15 protein-coding genes are annotated in these 14345 nt (G+C 70.8%); 1 reads left to right on the top strand and 14 read right to left on the bottom strand.

Features of this window, described 5'->3' with window-relative positions:
* Positions 1-16 precede the first annotated feature (16 nt).
* Positions 17-448: a BON domain-containing protein gene (locus ACFQZY_RS08800; RefSeq protein WP_377415203.1), complete on the bottom strand. Its 432-nt coding sequence runs from the start codon at positions 446-448 to the stop codon at positions 17-19.
* Positions 449-631: 183 nt separating this feature from the next.
* On the opposite strand from ACFQZY_RS08800, the gene ACFQZY_RS08805 reads away from it, so the two are divergent.
* On the top strand, positions 632-2287 hold the full coding sequence (locus ACFQZY_RS08805) for a SulP family inorganic anion transporter (RefSeq protein WP_377415205.1): 1656 nt from the start codon (positions 632-634) through the stop codon (positions 2285-2287).
* 25 nt (positions 2288-2312) lie between these two features.
* Here ACFQZY_RS08805 and ACFQZY_RS08810 read toward each other — a convergent pair whose 3' ends face one another.
* The 13 genes from ACFQZY_RS08810 to ACFQZY_RS08870 form a co-directional block, all read right to left on the bottom strand.
* A complete protein-coding gene (locus tag ACFQZY_RS08810; RefSeq protein ID WP_377415207.1) occupies positions 2313-3128 on the bottom strand; it encodes a DUF429 domain-containing protein in 816 nt (271 codons plus the stop codon).
* Positions 3129-3138: 10 nt separating this feature from the next.
* Positions 3139-3561 carry a BLUF domain-containing protein gene (locus ACFQZY_RS08815; protein ID WP_377415209.1) on the bottom strand — a complete coding sequence of 141 codons (423 nt, stop codon included), beginning with the start codon at positions 3559-3561 and terminating at the stop codon, positions 3139-3141.
* A gap of 28 nt (positions 3562-3589) precedes the next feature.
* Entirely contained in the window at positions 3590-4318 is a 729-nt protein-coding gene (gene folE, locus ACFQZY_RS08820) for a GTP cyclohydrolase I (protein WP_377415212.1), read from the bottom strand.
* A 73-nt stretch (positions 4319-4391) separates the two neighbouring features.
* Positions 4392-5588, bottom strand: coding sequence for a cardiolipin synthase ClsB (gene clsB / locus ACFQZY_RS08825; RefSeq protein WP_377415215.1), 1197 nt, complete (start codon positions 5586-5588; stop codon positions 4392-4394).
* Between the two features lie 7 nt (positions 5589-5595).
* Positions 5596-6336: an endonuclease/exonuclease/phosphatase family protein gene (locus tag ACFQZY_RS08830; RefSeq protein WP_377415218.1), complete on the bottom strand. Its 741-nt coding sequence runs from the start codon at positions 6334-6336 to the stop codon at positions 5596-5598.
* Positions 6333-6806 (bottom strand): dihydroneopterin triphosphate diphosphatase, encoded by a 474-nt coding sequence (nudB, locus tag ACFQZY_RS08835; RefSeq protein ID WP_377415220.1) that lies wholly within the window; start codon positions 6804-6806, stop codon positions 6333-6335. Before nudB ends, ACFQZY_RS08830 begins: the two co-directional genes overlap by 4 nt.
* A gap of 124 nt (positions 6807-6930) precedes the next feature.
* On the bottom strand, positions 6931-8733 hold the full coding sequence (gene aspS, locus ACFQZY_RS08840) for an aspartate--tRNA ligase (protein ID WP_377415222.1): 1803 nt from the start codon (positions 8731-8733) through the stop codon (positions 6931-6933).
* 30 nt (positions 8734-8763) lie between these two features.
* Positions 8764-9384 carry a DUF502 domain-containing protein gene (locus tag ACFQZY_RS08845; protein WP_377415224.1) on the bottom strand — a complete coding sequence of 207 codons (621 nt, stop codon included), beginning with the start codon at positions 9382-9384 and terminating at the stop codon, positions 8764-8766.
* Between the two features lie 16 nt (positions 9385-9400).
* Entirely contained in the window at positions 9401-9742 is a 342-nt protein-coding gene (locus tag ACFQZY_RS08850; protein WP_377415226.1) for an FmdB family zinc ribbon protein, read from the bottom strand.
* A 105-nt stretch (positions 9743-9847) separates the two neighbouring features.
* Positions 9848-11290 carry a sodium:solute symporter family protein gene (locus tag ACFQZY_RS08855; protein ID WP_377415229.1) on the bottom strand — a complete coding sequence of 481 codons (1443 nt, stop codon included), beginning with the start codon at positions 11288-11290 and terminating at the stop codon, positions 9848-9850.
* A 61-nt stretch (positions 11291-11351) separates the two neighbouring features.
* Positions 11352-12920 carry a ubiquinone biosynthesis regulatory protein kinase UbiB gene (gene ubiB / locus ACFQZY_RS08860; protein WP_377415231.1) on the bottom strand — a complete coding sequence of 523 codons (1569 nt, stop codon included), beginning with the start codon at positions 12918-12920 and terminating at the stop codon, positions 11352-11354.
* A complete protein-coding gene (locus ACFQZY_RS08865; RefSeq protein WP_377415234.1) occupies positions 12917-13456 on the bottom strand; it encodes a hypothetical protein in 540 nt (179 codons plus the stop codon). Before ACFQZY_RS08865 ends, ubiB begins: the two co-directional genes overlap by 4 nt.
* A 60-nt stretch (positions 13457-13516) precedes the next feature.
* Positions 13517-14345 (bottom strand): Tim44 domain-containing protein (locus ACFQZY_RS08870; protein WP_377415237.1); only part of this gene is annotated, 829 nt, incomplete at its 5' end.

Below are 14345 nucleotides of genomic sequence, written 5' to 3' on the forward strand. Positions count from 1 at the left end.
CGCCACGCCGCGGGCCTCAGCCCGCCCTGACCTGCAGCTGGTTGTTCACCGACCGCACGTCCCTGACGTTGCGGGCGATCTCGCCGGCGCGGGCCCGCGCCGCCGCCGTCGGCGCCGACCCCGACAGGGTGACGACGCCCTCGCGCGTGTCGACATCGATGCGCAGGGCCGACAGGTCCTTGTCGGCGGACAGGCCGGCCTTGACCCGGGTCGTGATCTGCGCGTCCTCCATCCGCGCCCCGGCCGCCGAGGCGGCCTCGCGGGCCTCGCGGCCGGCCCCCATGACGCTGGTGCGCGCATCGTCCGCCGCTTCGCCGGCGCGGCCCAGGGCCGAGTCGACCTGCTGGCCGACGGTGCGCCCCTCCTCGCGCTCGCCGCAACCGGCCAGCAGGGCCGCCGCCGCCAGGGTGGCCGCCGCCAGGCGGCCCGTGCGGGGGGAATGGTTCATGGCAGTGTCCCGTGTGTTGCTGCGACCCGGCCACTGTAGGCACGCCACCGGCCCGCGCGCCGGCGCCGGGCGCCCGAGCCGGCGTAGGACAAGGCTGCACCGGACCGGCCCGCCGCCCTGCCCGCCGGCAGCGATGCCGCCTGGCCGCGGGTGCACCCGGCGACGCGGTTAAGCTCGGGACCCATGCCCAAGCTCGAGCCATGGTTTCCGTTCCTGCGCTGGCCACGTCCCGATGCCGCGCTCCTGCGCGGCGAGCTCGTCGCGGCGCTGACCGTGGCCGTGGTCATGATCCCGCAATCGGTCGCCTACGCCGGCCTGGCTGGCATGCCCCTGGTCACCGGCCTGTACGCCACCTTCCTGCCGATGCTGGCCGCCGTACTCTTCAGCCGCTCGACGCGCCTGTCGGTCGGTCCGTCGGCCCTCACCAGCGTGCTGGTGGGCGCCTCGCTGGTCGGCCTGGCGCCGCCGGGGTCGGCGCAGTGGGTGGCGCTGGCGGTATGGCTCGCGCTGCTGGCGGGCGTCATGCAGCTGGCGGTGGGCGCAAGCGGCTCGGCGTGGGTCCTCAACCTCGTGAGTTCGCCGGTGCTGGCGGGCTTCAGCCAGGCCGCGGCGGTCCTGATCATGGCGTCCCAGCTGCCGGCCCTGCTCGGGCTCAAGGGGCCCCTGTCCAGCCTGCTGCAGTCGCCGGCCTTCGACCTCGAGGCGCTGGGCTACGGCCTGGCCAGCGTGGTGCTGTTCGAGGCGGCCAAACGCCTCGCGCCGCGCCTGCCCATGGCGCTCGTGGTCCTGGCGGCCAGCGCCGGCCTGAGCGTCGCCACGGGGTACGCGGCCCGCGGCGGCTCCGTCATCGGCACGCTGCCGGCGGGCTTCCCGGCCTTCTACTGGCCGGGCCTGCCGGCGTGGGACAGCCTCCTCGCCCTGCTCGCGCCGGCGCTGGTGATCGCCCTGGTCAGCTCGCTGGAGATGGCCGCCAGCGCCAAGATCGAGAACCAGAAGGAAGGCCTGCGCTGGGATGCCAACCAGGACCTGGTCGGCCAGGGCGTGGGCAAGCTGGTTTCCGCGCTGTCCGGCGCCTTCCCCACCAGCACCTCGTTCTCGCGCTCCGCAATCACGCTGCATGCCGGCGCGCGCACGGGCTGGGCGACGGTCTGCGCCACGGTCATCGTGCTGCTGGTGCTCCTGTTCCTCACCCCGGCGCTGCACCATGTGCCCAACGCGGTACTGGCCGCCATCGTGGTCACCGCGGTCGCCGGCCTGATCCGGCCTAGCCTGTTCGTGAACCTGTGGCGGCTGCACCGCGTGGAGGCGGTGACCGCGGGCATCACCTTCGCCGTCACCCTCGCCTCGGCGCCGCGCATCTACTGGGGCGTGGTCACCGGCGTGGGGCTGGGCCTGGTCCACTTCCTCCACCAGCGCCTGCACCCGCGCATCATCGAGGTCGGCCTGCACCCGGACGGCAGCCTGCGGGACCGGCACCTGTGGAAGCTCGCGCCGATCGCGCCCCAGACCTACGCCCTGCGCATGGACGACGCGCTGGACTTCGCCTCGGCCTCGTCGCTGGAGCGCACGGTGATGGAGCACCTCGCGGCGCACCCGGACGTGCGCCACGTGTGCCTGTTCGCGCAGCCGATCAACCGCATCGACGCCACCGGCGTCGAGGTGTTCGGCCAGCTTCGCCGGCACCTGACCGGTCGCGGCATCACGCTGCATGTCAGCGGCATCAAGCTGCCGGTGGAGAAGATGCTCGAACGCGCGGGCGCGCTCGAGCCCGGGCCCCTGCTGCGGCTGTACCGCACCGACGTCGACGCGCTGGTGGCGTTCGGCCGGCTCAGCCCCTGAGGCCCGGGCGTCCCCCGGCAAGCCGTCAGGCCGTGACGATCCAGCCCTCAAGCGGGTCGAGGTCCGCGGGCAGCCCCCAGGCCGGCGGCCCCTCGCGCTCGGCCCATGCCGCCTGCACCAGGCACAGCGTGGCGTCGAGGCTGTCGCCGCTGGCGTCGTCCACCAGCGCGTCACGCTGCGCGTGCGAGAGCTTCAGGCGCAGCCCGAGGCGGGTGCGGCCGGTCTCCAGGGCGGCGATGAGGTCCTTGCGGGCGATCAGCCGCTCGGGCGTCTGCTTGGCGGCGTCGTCGCTCTTGTAGCTGCGTCGCTCCAGCACCTCGCGCGCCAGCAGGCCCGGGTAGGCCTCCAGCGCCACGCGGCGCGGGTCGCCCGGCTGCAGGCCCGGCAGGTCCACCCCGGCCTGCAGCAGCAGCGGCACCGCGGCGTGCAGCATGTAGGCCACCGGCGGGTTGACCCATTTCATCGAGGGGCTGGAGCCGGCGCGCCGGTCGAAGGCGCGATGGGCGAACTTGCCGCCGGCGGGGCGGGCATCGCAGAACGCGGCGAAGGTCTCGCGGATCTGCGCGCGGGTGAGGCCGGCATAGTGCGCCATGCAGCCCGCCCAGTCGGTGGGCCAGCCGAGGTGCTCCACCAGCTCGCGCGGCAGGCCGAAGGGAACGTCGAAGCCGCCGACCCAGTCACCGGGCTGCGCCAGCCACTGCGCAAAATCGTCCAGCGTGGGCAGGGCCTGCAGCCGGTCCAGGCGGACGACATCGCCGCTGCGCCGGCCCAGGGCCAGCACGATCGGCTTGCGGCGCGTGGGGCTGCTGGAGAAGTCGCAGCCCAGGAGGATGCGGGTCATGCCCGCCGGCTCACGCCCGGCCGCAGATGGCGGCCGTGGCCATCAGGTCCTCGAGCAGCGCCAGCGAGACGCGGCCCGAGACCGCGTACGGGTCCAGCTCCGGGCGCTCCGAGTACTTGAGGAGGATGGAGTGGTTCACCTTGCTCACGTTGACCTGGCCCATCGTCCAGCCGCCGAAGCGGCGCTCGCTGATTTCCTCGTAGTGCAGCAGGGCCACGTCCTGGTGGCGCGGGTCCTTCTGGATGTGGCCGAACAGCTCCGAGACCGGCATGCGGCCGCCCTCGATCGCCTGCAGGAAGATGCCCCCGCCGTAGCAGAGGATGCCCGTGATGCCGGTCACGGGGTTGTGCTGGCGCGACTGCGCCAGGATGGATTCGATCGCGGCGGGACTGGTGTCCACGGCGCGGCTGCAATAGAGCAGGCGGACCAGCATGTCAGGCTCCCTGGGGGACTCGCGGGCTTCAGGACTTGGGGATCAGCGCGAGGAATTCGCGGCGCAGGGCGGGGTCCTTGAGGAACACGCCGCGCATGACCGAGTTGATCATGCGGCTGTCCATGTCCTTCACGCCGCGCCATGCCATGCAGTAGTGGCTGGCCTCCATCACGATGGCCAGGCCGTCGGGCTGGGTCTTCTCCATGATCAGGTCGGCCAGCTGCACCACGGCCTCCTCCTGGATCTGGGGGCGGCCCATCACCCACTCCGCCAGCCGGGCGTACTTGGACAGGCCGATCACGTTGGTGTGCTCGTTGGGCATCACGCCGATCCAGATGCGGCCGATCACCGGGCAGAAGTGGTGGCTGCAGGCCGAGCGCACGGTGATCGGGCCGACGATCATCAGCTCGTTCAGGTGCTCGGCGTTCGGGAACTCGGTGATGCTCGGCGCCTTCACGTAGCGGCCGCGGAACACCTCGTTGACGTACATCTTGGCGACGCGCCGCGCGGTGTCGGCGGTGTTGTGGTCGTTGGAGGTGTCGATCACCAGGCTGTCCAGGACCGCCTGCATCTTCGACTCGACCTCGTCCAGCAGCGCCTCGAGTTCGCCGGGCTCGACGAACTCGGCGATGTTGTCGTTGGAGTGGAAGCGCTTGCGCGCGGCCAGCACGCGTTCGCGGATCTTGACCGACACGGGGATGCCGGCATCGGCCTCGGCCGCGGGAGCGTTGGGGGTCGGGTCAGCTTTCATGAGCATGGCGGATGCTAACACCGGGGGCCGGCGGGCCCGCATCGAGGGCCAATCGAGGCCGAAAGTAGACAAGCCTCGGTCACAGGTACTTCTTGCCCTGCACCAGCAGCGCCAGCCGCATCAGGCCCAGCGCCAGCCGCTCCAGGACCCGCTGGCGCAGCGGCCGTTTCGCGTACTGCACCGGGTCGGTGGCCTGGCCGTGCAGGCGGATCGCCTGCAGCAGCCGCTCCCGCAGCAGGGTGGCGAACTCCGGGTCCTCGACGACCACGTTGGCCTCGCGCGCCAGCAGCAGGCTCAGCGGGTCGAGGTTGGAGGAGCCCACCGTGGCCCAGCGCCCGTCGACCACCGCCACCTTGGCATGCAGGAAGCTTGGCGAGTACTCGTGGATCTCCACGCCGGCCCGCAGCAGGGAGTCATAGACGGGCCGCGACGCGTAGTACTGCATGAAGTACTCGTAGCGCCCCTGCAGCAGCAGGGTCACGCGCACGCCGCGGCGGGCGGCGCGCACCAGCGCCTGGCGCAGCCGCCGGCCCGGCACGAAGTAGGCATTGGCGACCAGCACCTCGTGCTGCGCCCGGCCGATGGCGCGCAGGTAGGCCGACTCGATGTGGGCGCGGTGCGAGAGGTTGTCCCGCAGCAGCAGCGCGGCCCGCGCGCCGCCGCGCCCGCGGGACTGCCGCGCCGGGCGCATGCGCAGGGTCTTCAGGGCATCTGCCAGGGCCTGCGGGCGCAGGGTGTGGACGGCGCGCACCCGCCGCCAGACCTGCTCGATGGTGCGGCGCACGTCGGCCACCAGCGGGCCGCTCACCTGCACGGAGAAGTCCAGCCGTGGCGCCTCGAGCGTGCCGTGGTTGGGGTCGTGCAGGTCGTCCAGGATGTTGATCCCGCCGCAGAAGGCGACCGCGTCGTCCACCACGCACAGCTTGCGGTGCAGCCGGCGCCAGCTGCCGGGCCACAGCACGCCCAGGCTGCCCACCGGGGCGTAGACCTGCCAGTCCACCCCGGCCTCCTGCAGGCGCTGGCGCCAGGCGGCGGGCACATGCGGCGTGCCGAAGCCGTCGACCACCACCCGCACCGCCACGCCCCGGCACGCGGCGCGCTCCAGGGCCTCGGCCACGGCGACGCTGCTGCCGGTGAAATCGAAGATGTAGGTCTCGAGCCAGACGCCATGCGTGGCCGCGTCGATCGCCCGCACCATCGCCGGGAACAGCTCCGCGCTCCCCTCGAGCAGCAGCAGCTCGTGGCCCGCGCGCAGCGATGGCAGGCGCAGCGGCATCAGCGCCTCAGAACGTGAACTCCGCGATCAGCGGCAGGTGGTCGGACATGCGTCCCCAGGCGCGCCCCCGGGGCACGCTGATGCCGCGCGGCGCCAGGCCGCGCGCGTAGATGTAGTCCAGCTGGGTCAGGGGAAGGCGCGAGGGGTAGGTGGCCACGCGCCCGGGGTGCGCGTCGCAGCAGTCGGCCAGGCCCAGGCCGGCCATGGGCTCGCGCAGCTTGCGGCCCCAGTCGTTGAAATCGCCCGCCACCAGCAGCGGCAGGTGCGCCGGCACCTCGCGCGCGATGTAGTCCCCGAGCCGGTCGACCTGCCGCCGGCGGCTGCCGGCGATGAGCCCCAGGTGGACCACGATGGCATGCAGCGGCTGCCCGTGGACCTCCAGCTCCACGTGCAGCAGGCCGCGCTGCTCGAAGCGGTGGTCCGACATGTCCTCGTGGCCGTGCGTGACCACGGGCCAGCGCGAAAGCAGCGCGTTGCCATGCTCGCCGTGGCGGGTGGTGGCGTTGGTGCGGTAGACGCTGGCGTAGCCGTCGGGCGCGAGGAACTCGGCCTGCGGCAGTTCGGGCCAGCGGGTGAAGTACTGCTCCTCGCGCCGGTGCAGCTTGCGCACCTCCTGCAGGCAGACGATGTCGGCGTCCAGCGACTCGACGGCATGGCCCAGGTTGTGGATCTCCAGGCGGCGGGCCGGGCCGAGGCCCTGCACGCCCTTGTGGATGTTGTAGGTCGCGACGCGAAGCAGCCGGGTCATGAGATGAATTCTGGCAGCAGCAGGATGGCCTCGGCATTCGACGGCGAGAAGCAGGCGTCGGCCGCCTCGCGCCAGGGCAGCCAGCGGAACTCGGTGTGCTCGCGCGGCTCGAGGGTGACCGGCGTGCCGGCCGGCACGCACAGCCCGAATACATGCTCGGTGTTGCGGCTCACGCCCGGCGCGTAGCGGTGGCGCCAGCGCGGGTAGATCTCGTAGACGTTGGCCAGGCGCCAGTCCGCCAGGCCGGCGTGCAGCGGCGAGCCGGGGCGGCAGTCGATGCCGGTCTCCTCGAGCACCTCGCGCCAGGCGGTCTCGCGCAGGTCCTCGCCCGCGTGGTCCTTGCTGCCGGTGACGGACTGCCAGAACTCGCCCTCGGCGTCGGCGCGGCGGATCAACAGCACGTCCAGCGCGGGGGTGTGGATCACCACCAGGACGGATTCGGGGATCTTGAAGGGACGGGGTTCGGACACCGGTGGCAAGTGCATCGCGCGCCATGCGGGATCGGTGGGTGGCAGGGCGCGCTGGTCGCGGCCATTCTAGCCACCGGCCATGAAAAAGGGGCGCCGTGGCGCCCCTCCTCGCGATGCCGCCGGGTCAGGCCGGCTGCGGGTTGCGCAGGCGGATATGCAGCTCGCGCAGCTGCTTTTCGTCGACCGGGCCGGGGGCCTGCGTCAGCAGGCACTGGGCGCGCTGGGTCTTGGGGAAGGCGATCACGTCGCGCAGGCTCTCGGCGCCCGTCATCAGCATGACGAATCGGTCCAGGCCGATGGCAATGCCGCCGTGCGGGGGCGCGCCGTACTGGAGGGCGTCCAGCAGGAAGCCGAACTTCAGCTGGGCCTCCTCGGCGCTGATCTTCAGCGCGCGGAACACCTTGGACTGCACGTCCTCGCGGTGGATACGCACCGAGCCGCCGCCCAGCTCGATGCCATTGAGCACCGCGTCGTAGGCCTTGGCGATGCAGCGGCCCGGGTCGGTCTCGAGCCAGTCCTCGTGGCCGTCCTTGGGCGAGGTGAAGGGATGGTGCACGGCGTTCCAGCGCTGGGCGTCGTCGTCGTACTCGAACATCGGGAAGTCCACCACCCACAGCGGCTTCCACTGGCCCTCGACCAGGCCATGGGCCTTGCCGAACTCGCTGTGGCCGACCTTCACGCGCAGCGCGCCGATGGCGTCGTTGACGACCTTGGCCTTGTCGGCGCCGAAGAAGATCAGGTCGCCGTCCTGGGCGCCGGTGCGCTCCAGGATGGAGGCGATGGCGGCGTCGTGCAGGTTCTTGACGATCGGGGACTGCAGGCCGTCGCGGCCCTTGGCCACCTCGTTGACCTTGATCCAGGCCAGGCCCTTGGCGCCGTAGATCTTGACGAACTCGGTGTAGCCGTCGATCTCACCGCGGCTCATGTCGCTGCCGCCGGGGATGCGCAGGCCCACCACGCGGCCGTCGGCCTGGTTGGCGGGGCCGGAGAAGACCTTGAAGTCCACGTCCTTCATGACGTCGGTCAGCTCGGTGAACTCCAGCTTCACGCGCAGGTCCGGCTTGTCGGAGCCGTACAGGCGCATGGCGTCGGCGTGCTTCATCACCGGGAAGGCCGGCAGGTCCACGTCGATCGCGTGCTTGAAGGTGCTGCGGATCATGCCCTCGAACATGTCGCGGATCTCTTCCTCGGTGAGGAACGAGGTCTCCACGTCGATCTGGGTGAACTCGGGCTGGCGGTCGGCACGCAGGTCCTCGTCACGGAAGCACTTGGTGATCTGGTAGTAGCGGTCGTAGCCGGCCACCATCAGCAGCTGCTTGAACAGCTGGGGCGACTGGGGCAGCGCGAAGAAGTTGCCGTCATGCACGCGCGAGGGCACGAGGTAGTCGCGCGCGCCTTCGGGGGTGCTCTTGGTCAGCATCGGCGTCTCGATGTCGATGAAGCCGTTGGCGTCCAGGAATTTGCGGACCTCCATCGTGACCTTGTAGCGCAGCATCAGGTTGTTCTGCATGTACGGCCGGCGCAGGTCCAGCACGCGGTGCATCAGGCGCGTGGTCTCGGAGAGGTTCTCGTCGTCGAGCTGGAAGGGGGGCGTGACGGAGGCATTGAGCACCGTCATCTCGTGGCACAGGACCTCGATCTTGCCGCTCTTGAGGTTGTCGTTGGTCGTGCCTTCCGGGCGGGCGCGCACCAGGCCCTTGATCTGCACGCAGAACTCATTGCGCAGGCCTTCGGCCGTCTTGAACATCTCGGGGCGGTCGGGGTCGCACACCACCTGGACGTAGCCTTCGCGGTCACGCAGGTCGACGAAGATCACGCCGCCGTGGTCGCGCCGGCGGTTCACCCAGCCGCACAGGGTCACGGTCTGGCCCAGGTGGGCCTCGGTCACCAGACCGCAGTAGGTCGTACGCATTTTCTGACTGGACATGGAAACAGCTTCCGGCGCCTCGGGGGCGCGTTACTTGATGGGGGGTTGGGCGGGCGCGGAGGGCACGACCACGCCCATGGAAATGACATAGCGCAGCGCCTCGTCGACGGTCATGCGCAGTTCGATGCAGTCGCTCTTGCGAAGCATCACGAAGTAGCCGCCCGTGGGGTTGGGCGTGGTGGGCACGTAGACGCTCAGGTACTCGCCCGGCAGGTGGTTGGGGACGTCGCCGCCCGGCGAGCCGGTGACGAAGCCGATGGTCCACACCCCCGGGCGCGGCCACTCGATCAACACCGCGGTACGGAAGGCGTTGCCGCTCTCGGAGAACAGCGTGTCCGAGACCTGCTTGACGCCGGAATAGATCGAGCGCACCACCGGGATGCGATTGAGGACGTTGTCGCCCCAGGCCACCAGCCGGCGGCCGATGAAGTTGCTGGTGACGGCGCCCACCAGCAGCAGGATGCCCACGGCGAGGAGCACGCCCAGGCCGGGAATGTGGATCCCCAGCAGCCGGTCAGGATGCCAGGCGGTGGGCAGGATCAGGAGGGTCTGGTCGAGGGTGCCCAGGATCCACTGCAGCACCCAGACGGTGATGGCCAGCGGGAGGACGACCAGCAGGCCGGCGAACAGCCATTTGCGAAGGCGGGGCATCACCGTGGGGCCCGCCTCAATGACAGGCGCAGGAGCCGCCGCAGCCGCCGGCGGCCGCCACGGGCGCGTCGGACGACGAGGAGGAGGCGCCGGCGTCGGCGGGCTTGGCGTCGGAGGAGCCCGACGGGCCGGAGGCCGCGGCCGTGGAGGACGAGGCGGGCGTGCTGCTCGAACCGCCGCCGCGGAAGTCGGTCACGTACCAGCCGGAGCCCTTGAGCTGGAAGCCGGCGGCCGTCAGCTGCTTGCTGAAGGACTCGCCACCGCAGGCGGGGCAGGTGGTCAGGGGCGCGTCGGAGATCTTTTGCAGGACGTCCTTGGCATGGCCACAGGAGCCGCATTTGTAGGCGTAGATGGGCATGGCAGGGGTGGGAGGTGCAAAGCCTTCAATTATAGGCGGGGCCCGGAAATCCAAGATCCGGCCGGGCCGCCCGCGCCCAGGGGCGCGGTGCAGGCCTTGCGGCGCTCAGGTTCCCGCGAGCTTGTGGTGCGAGGCGTGGGTGTTGGGGATCGCCTGCGGCCCCAGGGACCCCACCAGCATGCCGGCCAGGCTGGCGAGCAGGCCGGCGAGCTGCGCCGGGAAGACCTCGCTGGCCGGCGTGGCCAGGAACAGGAGCCACGTGAGCAGGCCCAGGACGATGGCGAAGATCGCGCCCTGGGTGGAGGCACGCTTCCAGTACAGGCCGAACACCAGGGGAATGAAGGCGCCCACCAGGGTGACCTGGTAGGCGCCGGACACCATCTCGTAGATGGACGTGCCCTGCATGCGGATCGCGTAGGCCAGCACCAGGCAGCTGAAGGCAAGCACCGTCAGGCGCATGGTGCGCAGCTCGTTGCGGTCGCTGGTGCGGGGGTAGAACTGGCGCCAGATGTTCTCGGTGAACGTGACGCTGGGCGCCAGCAGGGTGGCGGAAGCGGCGGACTTGATCGCCGACAGCAGTGCGCCGAAGAACAGCACCTGCATCACGAAGGGCATCTTCTGCAGCACCAGGGTGGGCATGACCTTCTGCGGGTCGACCTCGAGCAGGCGGGCCGACTCCTCGGGCATCACCAGCAGCGCGCTGGCCACAATGAACATGGGCACGAAGGCGAAGAGGATGTAGCAGGCCCCGCCGATCACGGCGCCCTTGCGGGCGGCGCCCTCGCTGTTGGCGGACATCACGCGCTGGAACACGTCCTGCTGCGGGATGGAGCCGAGCATCATGGTCACCGCCGCGGCGATGAAGAAGGCGATGTCGGTGAAGGTGGGCTCGGGCCAGAACTTGAACAGGTCCTTGCTCGCGGCGAAGGCGATCACCTTGTCGGCGCCGCCGGCCAGGTTGCCGGCGAAGACCGCGATCACCGCCAGGCCCACCACCAGGATGATCATCTGGATGAAGTCGGTCAGGGCCACCGACCACATGCCGCCGAACAGGGTGTAGGCCAGGATGGAGACCACGCCGATGGCCATGCCCGCCGGCACCGAGATGGCGCCTGCGGACAGCAGGTTGAACACCAGGCCGAGCGCCGTGACCTGGGCGGACACCCAGCCGAGGTAGCTGACGATGATGATCAGGGAGCAGGTGATCTCCACCGCCCGCCCGTAGCGCTCGCGGTAGTAGTCGCTGATCGTCAGCAGCGTCATCTTGTACAGCTTGCCGGCAAAGAAGAGGCCCACCAGGATCAGGCAGGTACCGGCGCCGAACGGGTCTTCGACGATGCCGCCCAGGCCGTGGTTGATGAACTTGGCGGGGATCCCCAGCACCGTCTCGGAGCCGAACCAGGTGGCGAAGGTGGTGGTGATCACCATGGCCAGAGGCAGGTGGCGTCCGGCGATGGCGAAATCGGCGGTGTTCTTGACGCGCTTGGCCGCCCACAGGCCGATGCCGATCGTGACCAGCAGATAGACGATGACCAGCGTCAGCAGCATGGGGAGGGATCCTCAGGGGTTGGAACGGCCGGGATTATCGGGGGTGCGGCGCAAGCGCCCCTCAGAACAGGGATACCCGCACGATGACCTGCATGGCCAGCAGGCCCAGGGCGAAACCCAGGCCGCCGAAGACGATGGCCTGCAGCAGCCGGTTGGTGCGGCGCTGCTCCGAGATCAGCTCCTGCAGCTCGCGGCGGCCGTGGCCGGCGTCGCGCCGCTGGAGGAAGTCGTGCAGCAGGCGCGGCAGGTCGGGCAGCAGCTTGGCGTACAGGGGCGCCTGCGCCTTGAGCTCCTTCCAGAAACGCTGCGGCCCCACCTGCTCCAGCATCCAGCGCTCCAGGAAGGGGCGCGCGGTGGTCCACAGGTCCAGGTCGGGATCGAGCTGGCGGCCCAGGCCCTCGATGTTCAGGAGGGTCTTCTGCAGCAGCACCAGCTGCGGCTGGATCTCCACGTGGAAGCGGCGCGAGGTCTGGAACAGGCGCATCAGCACCATGCCCAGGGAGATCTCCTTGAGCGGTCGGTCGAAGTACGGCTCGCACACCGCGCGGATCGCGGCCTCGAGCTCGTCGACCCGCGTCTGCGGCGGCACCCAGCCCGACTCGATGTGCAGCTCGGCGACCCGCTTGTAGTCACGGCGGAAGAAGGCGGTGAAGTTCTGCGCCAGGTATTCCTTGTCGAACTCGGTGAGCGTGCCGATGATCCCGAAGTCCAGGGAGATGTAGCGCCCGAAGGTCTTCGGGTCCAGGCTCACCTGGATGTTGCCCGGGTGCATGTCGGCGTGGAAGAAGCCGTCGCGGAACACCTGGGTGAAGAAGATGGTCACGCCGTCGCGCGCCAGCTGCTTGATGTCCACTCCGGCCTCGCGCAGGCGGTCGACCTGGCTGATCGGCACACCGTCCATGCGCTCCATCACCATCACCTCGGGATGGCAGAAGTCCCAGAACATCTCGGGCACCAGGACCAGGCCCAGGCCGTCCATGTTGCGGCGAAGCTGGGCGGCATTGGCGGCCTCGCGCACCAGGTCCAGCTCGTCGTGCAGGTACTTGTCGAACTCGGCGACCACTTCGCGCGGCTTGAGCCGGCGGCCGTCGGCGGACAGGCGCTCGACCCAGCCCGCCATCATGCGCATGAGGTCCAGGTCCTTCTCGATCACGGGCAGCATGCCCGGACGCAGCACCTTCACGGCCACGTCGCGCAACTGGCCGTCACGGGTGCGCAGGGTGGCGAAGTGCACCTGCGCGATCGAGGCGCTCGCCACCGGCTCGCGCTCGAAGCTGGTGAAGACCTCGTCCACCTTGCGGCCGAACGCGCGCTCGATGGTGGCCACCGCCACCGCGCTGGGGAACGGCGGCACGCGGTCCTGCAGGCGGGCGAGTTCCTCGGCGATGTCGGGCGGCAGCAAGTCGCGGCGGGTGGAGAGCACCTGGCCGAACTTGACGAAGATCGGCCCCAGTCGCTCGAGCGCCTCGCGCAGGCGCTGGCCGCGGGGGGCATCCAGCCGCCGGCCCAGGCGCACCAGCCGCGTCATCGCGCGCAGCCAGGGGTGCTGGAAGCTGCTCAGGGCGAGCTCGTCCAGCCCGAACCGCAGGACGATCCAGACGATGTAGGCGCCGCGCAGGTACCGCGTCATGCGCCGCCACCCGGCCGGGGCATGGCGCCGACGAAGCGGCGGACCGCCTCCGCCATGGCGCGGGCTCCCTCGCACACGGTGTGGGCCTGGGCGTCGCCGAGCACGCGGGCGAGGTCCTCCTCGGCATCCCAGCGCACGTGGTCGACCAGCCAGTTGATTTCGGCAGCAAGCTGCACGTCGCCAGCGATTCGCACCTCGGGCTTGTCACCGCGCAGGGCGGCCTGGGTGAGGTCCCAGGGGGATTCCTGGGTCAGGGTGAGGGTGAGGTCCGGGCCACGTCCGGCCGGGGCCAGGTCGAACAGGCCGGCCGGCGTGGTTACCAGCCGCAGGGTGTAGTGGCGCCAGGCGACCTCCACCACCCGCCCCTTCTGCCGCGCCAGGCGGGCCTGGGCCTCGGGCTCCTGCGCCAGCACGTGATTGAGCACCAGCACCAGGCGGCGCTGCGATTCTTCCACCACCCAGGGGGGCGGCTGCAGCGCCTCGGCGGCCTTGCCGGCCAGGGCTTCCAGAAATGCGAAGGGGGACTGTGTCGCCATAGCCCCCCATTATTTCAGCAGACGCCGGCACTTCCGCCGGCACAGGCCTTCGCGCGTGCCTTATTGCAAGGCCTGCACGCCCGCCACCAGCCAGCCGGCGCTGCCGTCACGCGGCTTGGTCATGTTCCAGACCTCGCGGAACGGGCTCGGGCCGGCCGAGGGCTCCTCGCGGATCATGCCGGAGAACTCCACGCTGGCCATGTAGCCATCGCCCAGGTCCTCGATGCCCAGGAGTTGCGCCTCGAGCATCACCACGTCGGTGCGGTTCGCCTCGGTGCCGCGGTGGCTCTCGCGCTCGGCGAGTTGCGCCTTGATCTCGGACACCATGCCATCGGTCATCATCGAGCGCAGGACAGCCACATCGGAGCGGTCCCAGGCGTCCTGCAGGGTGATGAAGTTGCGCTTGGCGGCCGCCTCGAAGCCAGCCACGTCGAAGTCGGCGGGGATGCTCCAGTTCGGCGAGCCGGCCAGGGCCGAGCCGATGCGCAGGCCGGCGGCGGCAGGGGCCGGGGCGGCTTCGAAGGCGGCGCCTTCCTGCTCCCAGGGGCGGGCCGAGGCGTCGTTGCCGACCTTGGCGGGGTTGTACTGGCGCGGTGCGCTGGCCATGTCCGCCGGCGCGCCGGCGCCCTGGAGGGCGTAGGGGCTGGCCGCCTGGGCGGCGGCGCCGCGGCGCGAGCGCATCACCAGGCCGATCACCACCATGATGACCAGGGCCAGCAGGCCGAACAGCAGGAACTGGCCGAACTCGGCGCCCAGGCCCAGGCTGTGGGCCAGCCAGGCCAGGCCGAGGCCCGCGGCCAGGCCGCCGAGCATGGCGCCCCAGGGGCGCTTGGGCGCGGCGGCGGCCGGCGGGGTGGCGGCGGCCGGCGCGGGCCGGGCGACGGCGCGG

The organism is Ramlibacter sp. GCM10027632 (assembly GCF_042675325.1).
Lineage (GTDB): Bacteria > Pseudomonadota > Gammaproteobacteria > Burkholderiales > Burkholderiaceae_C > Ramlibacter.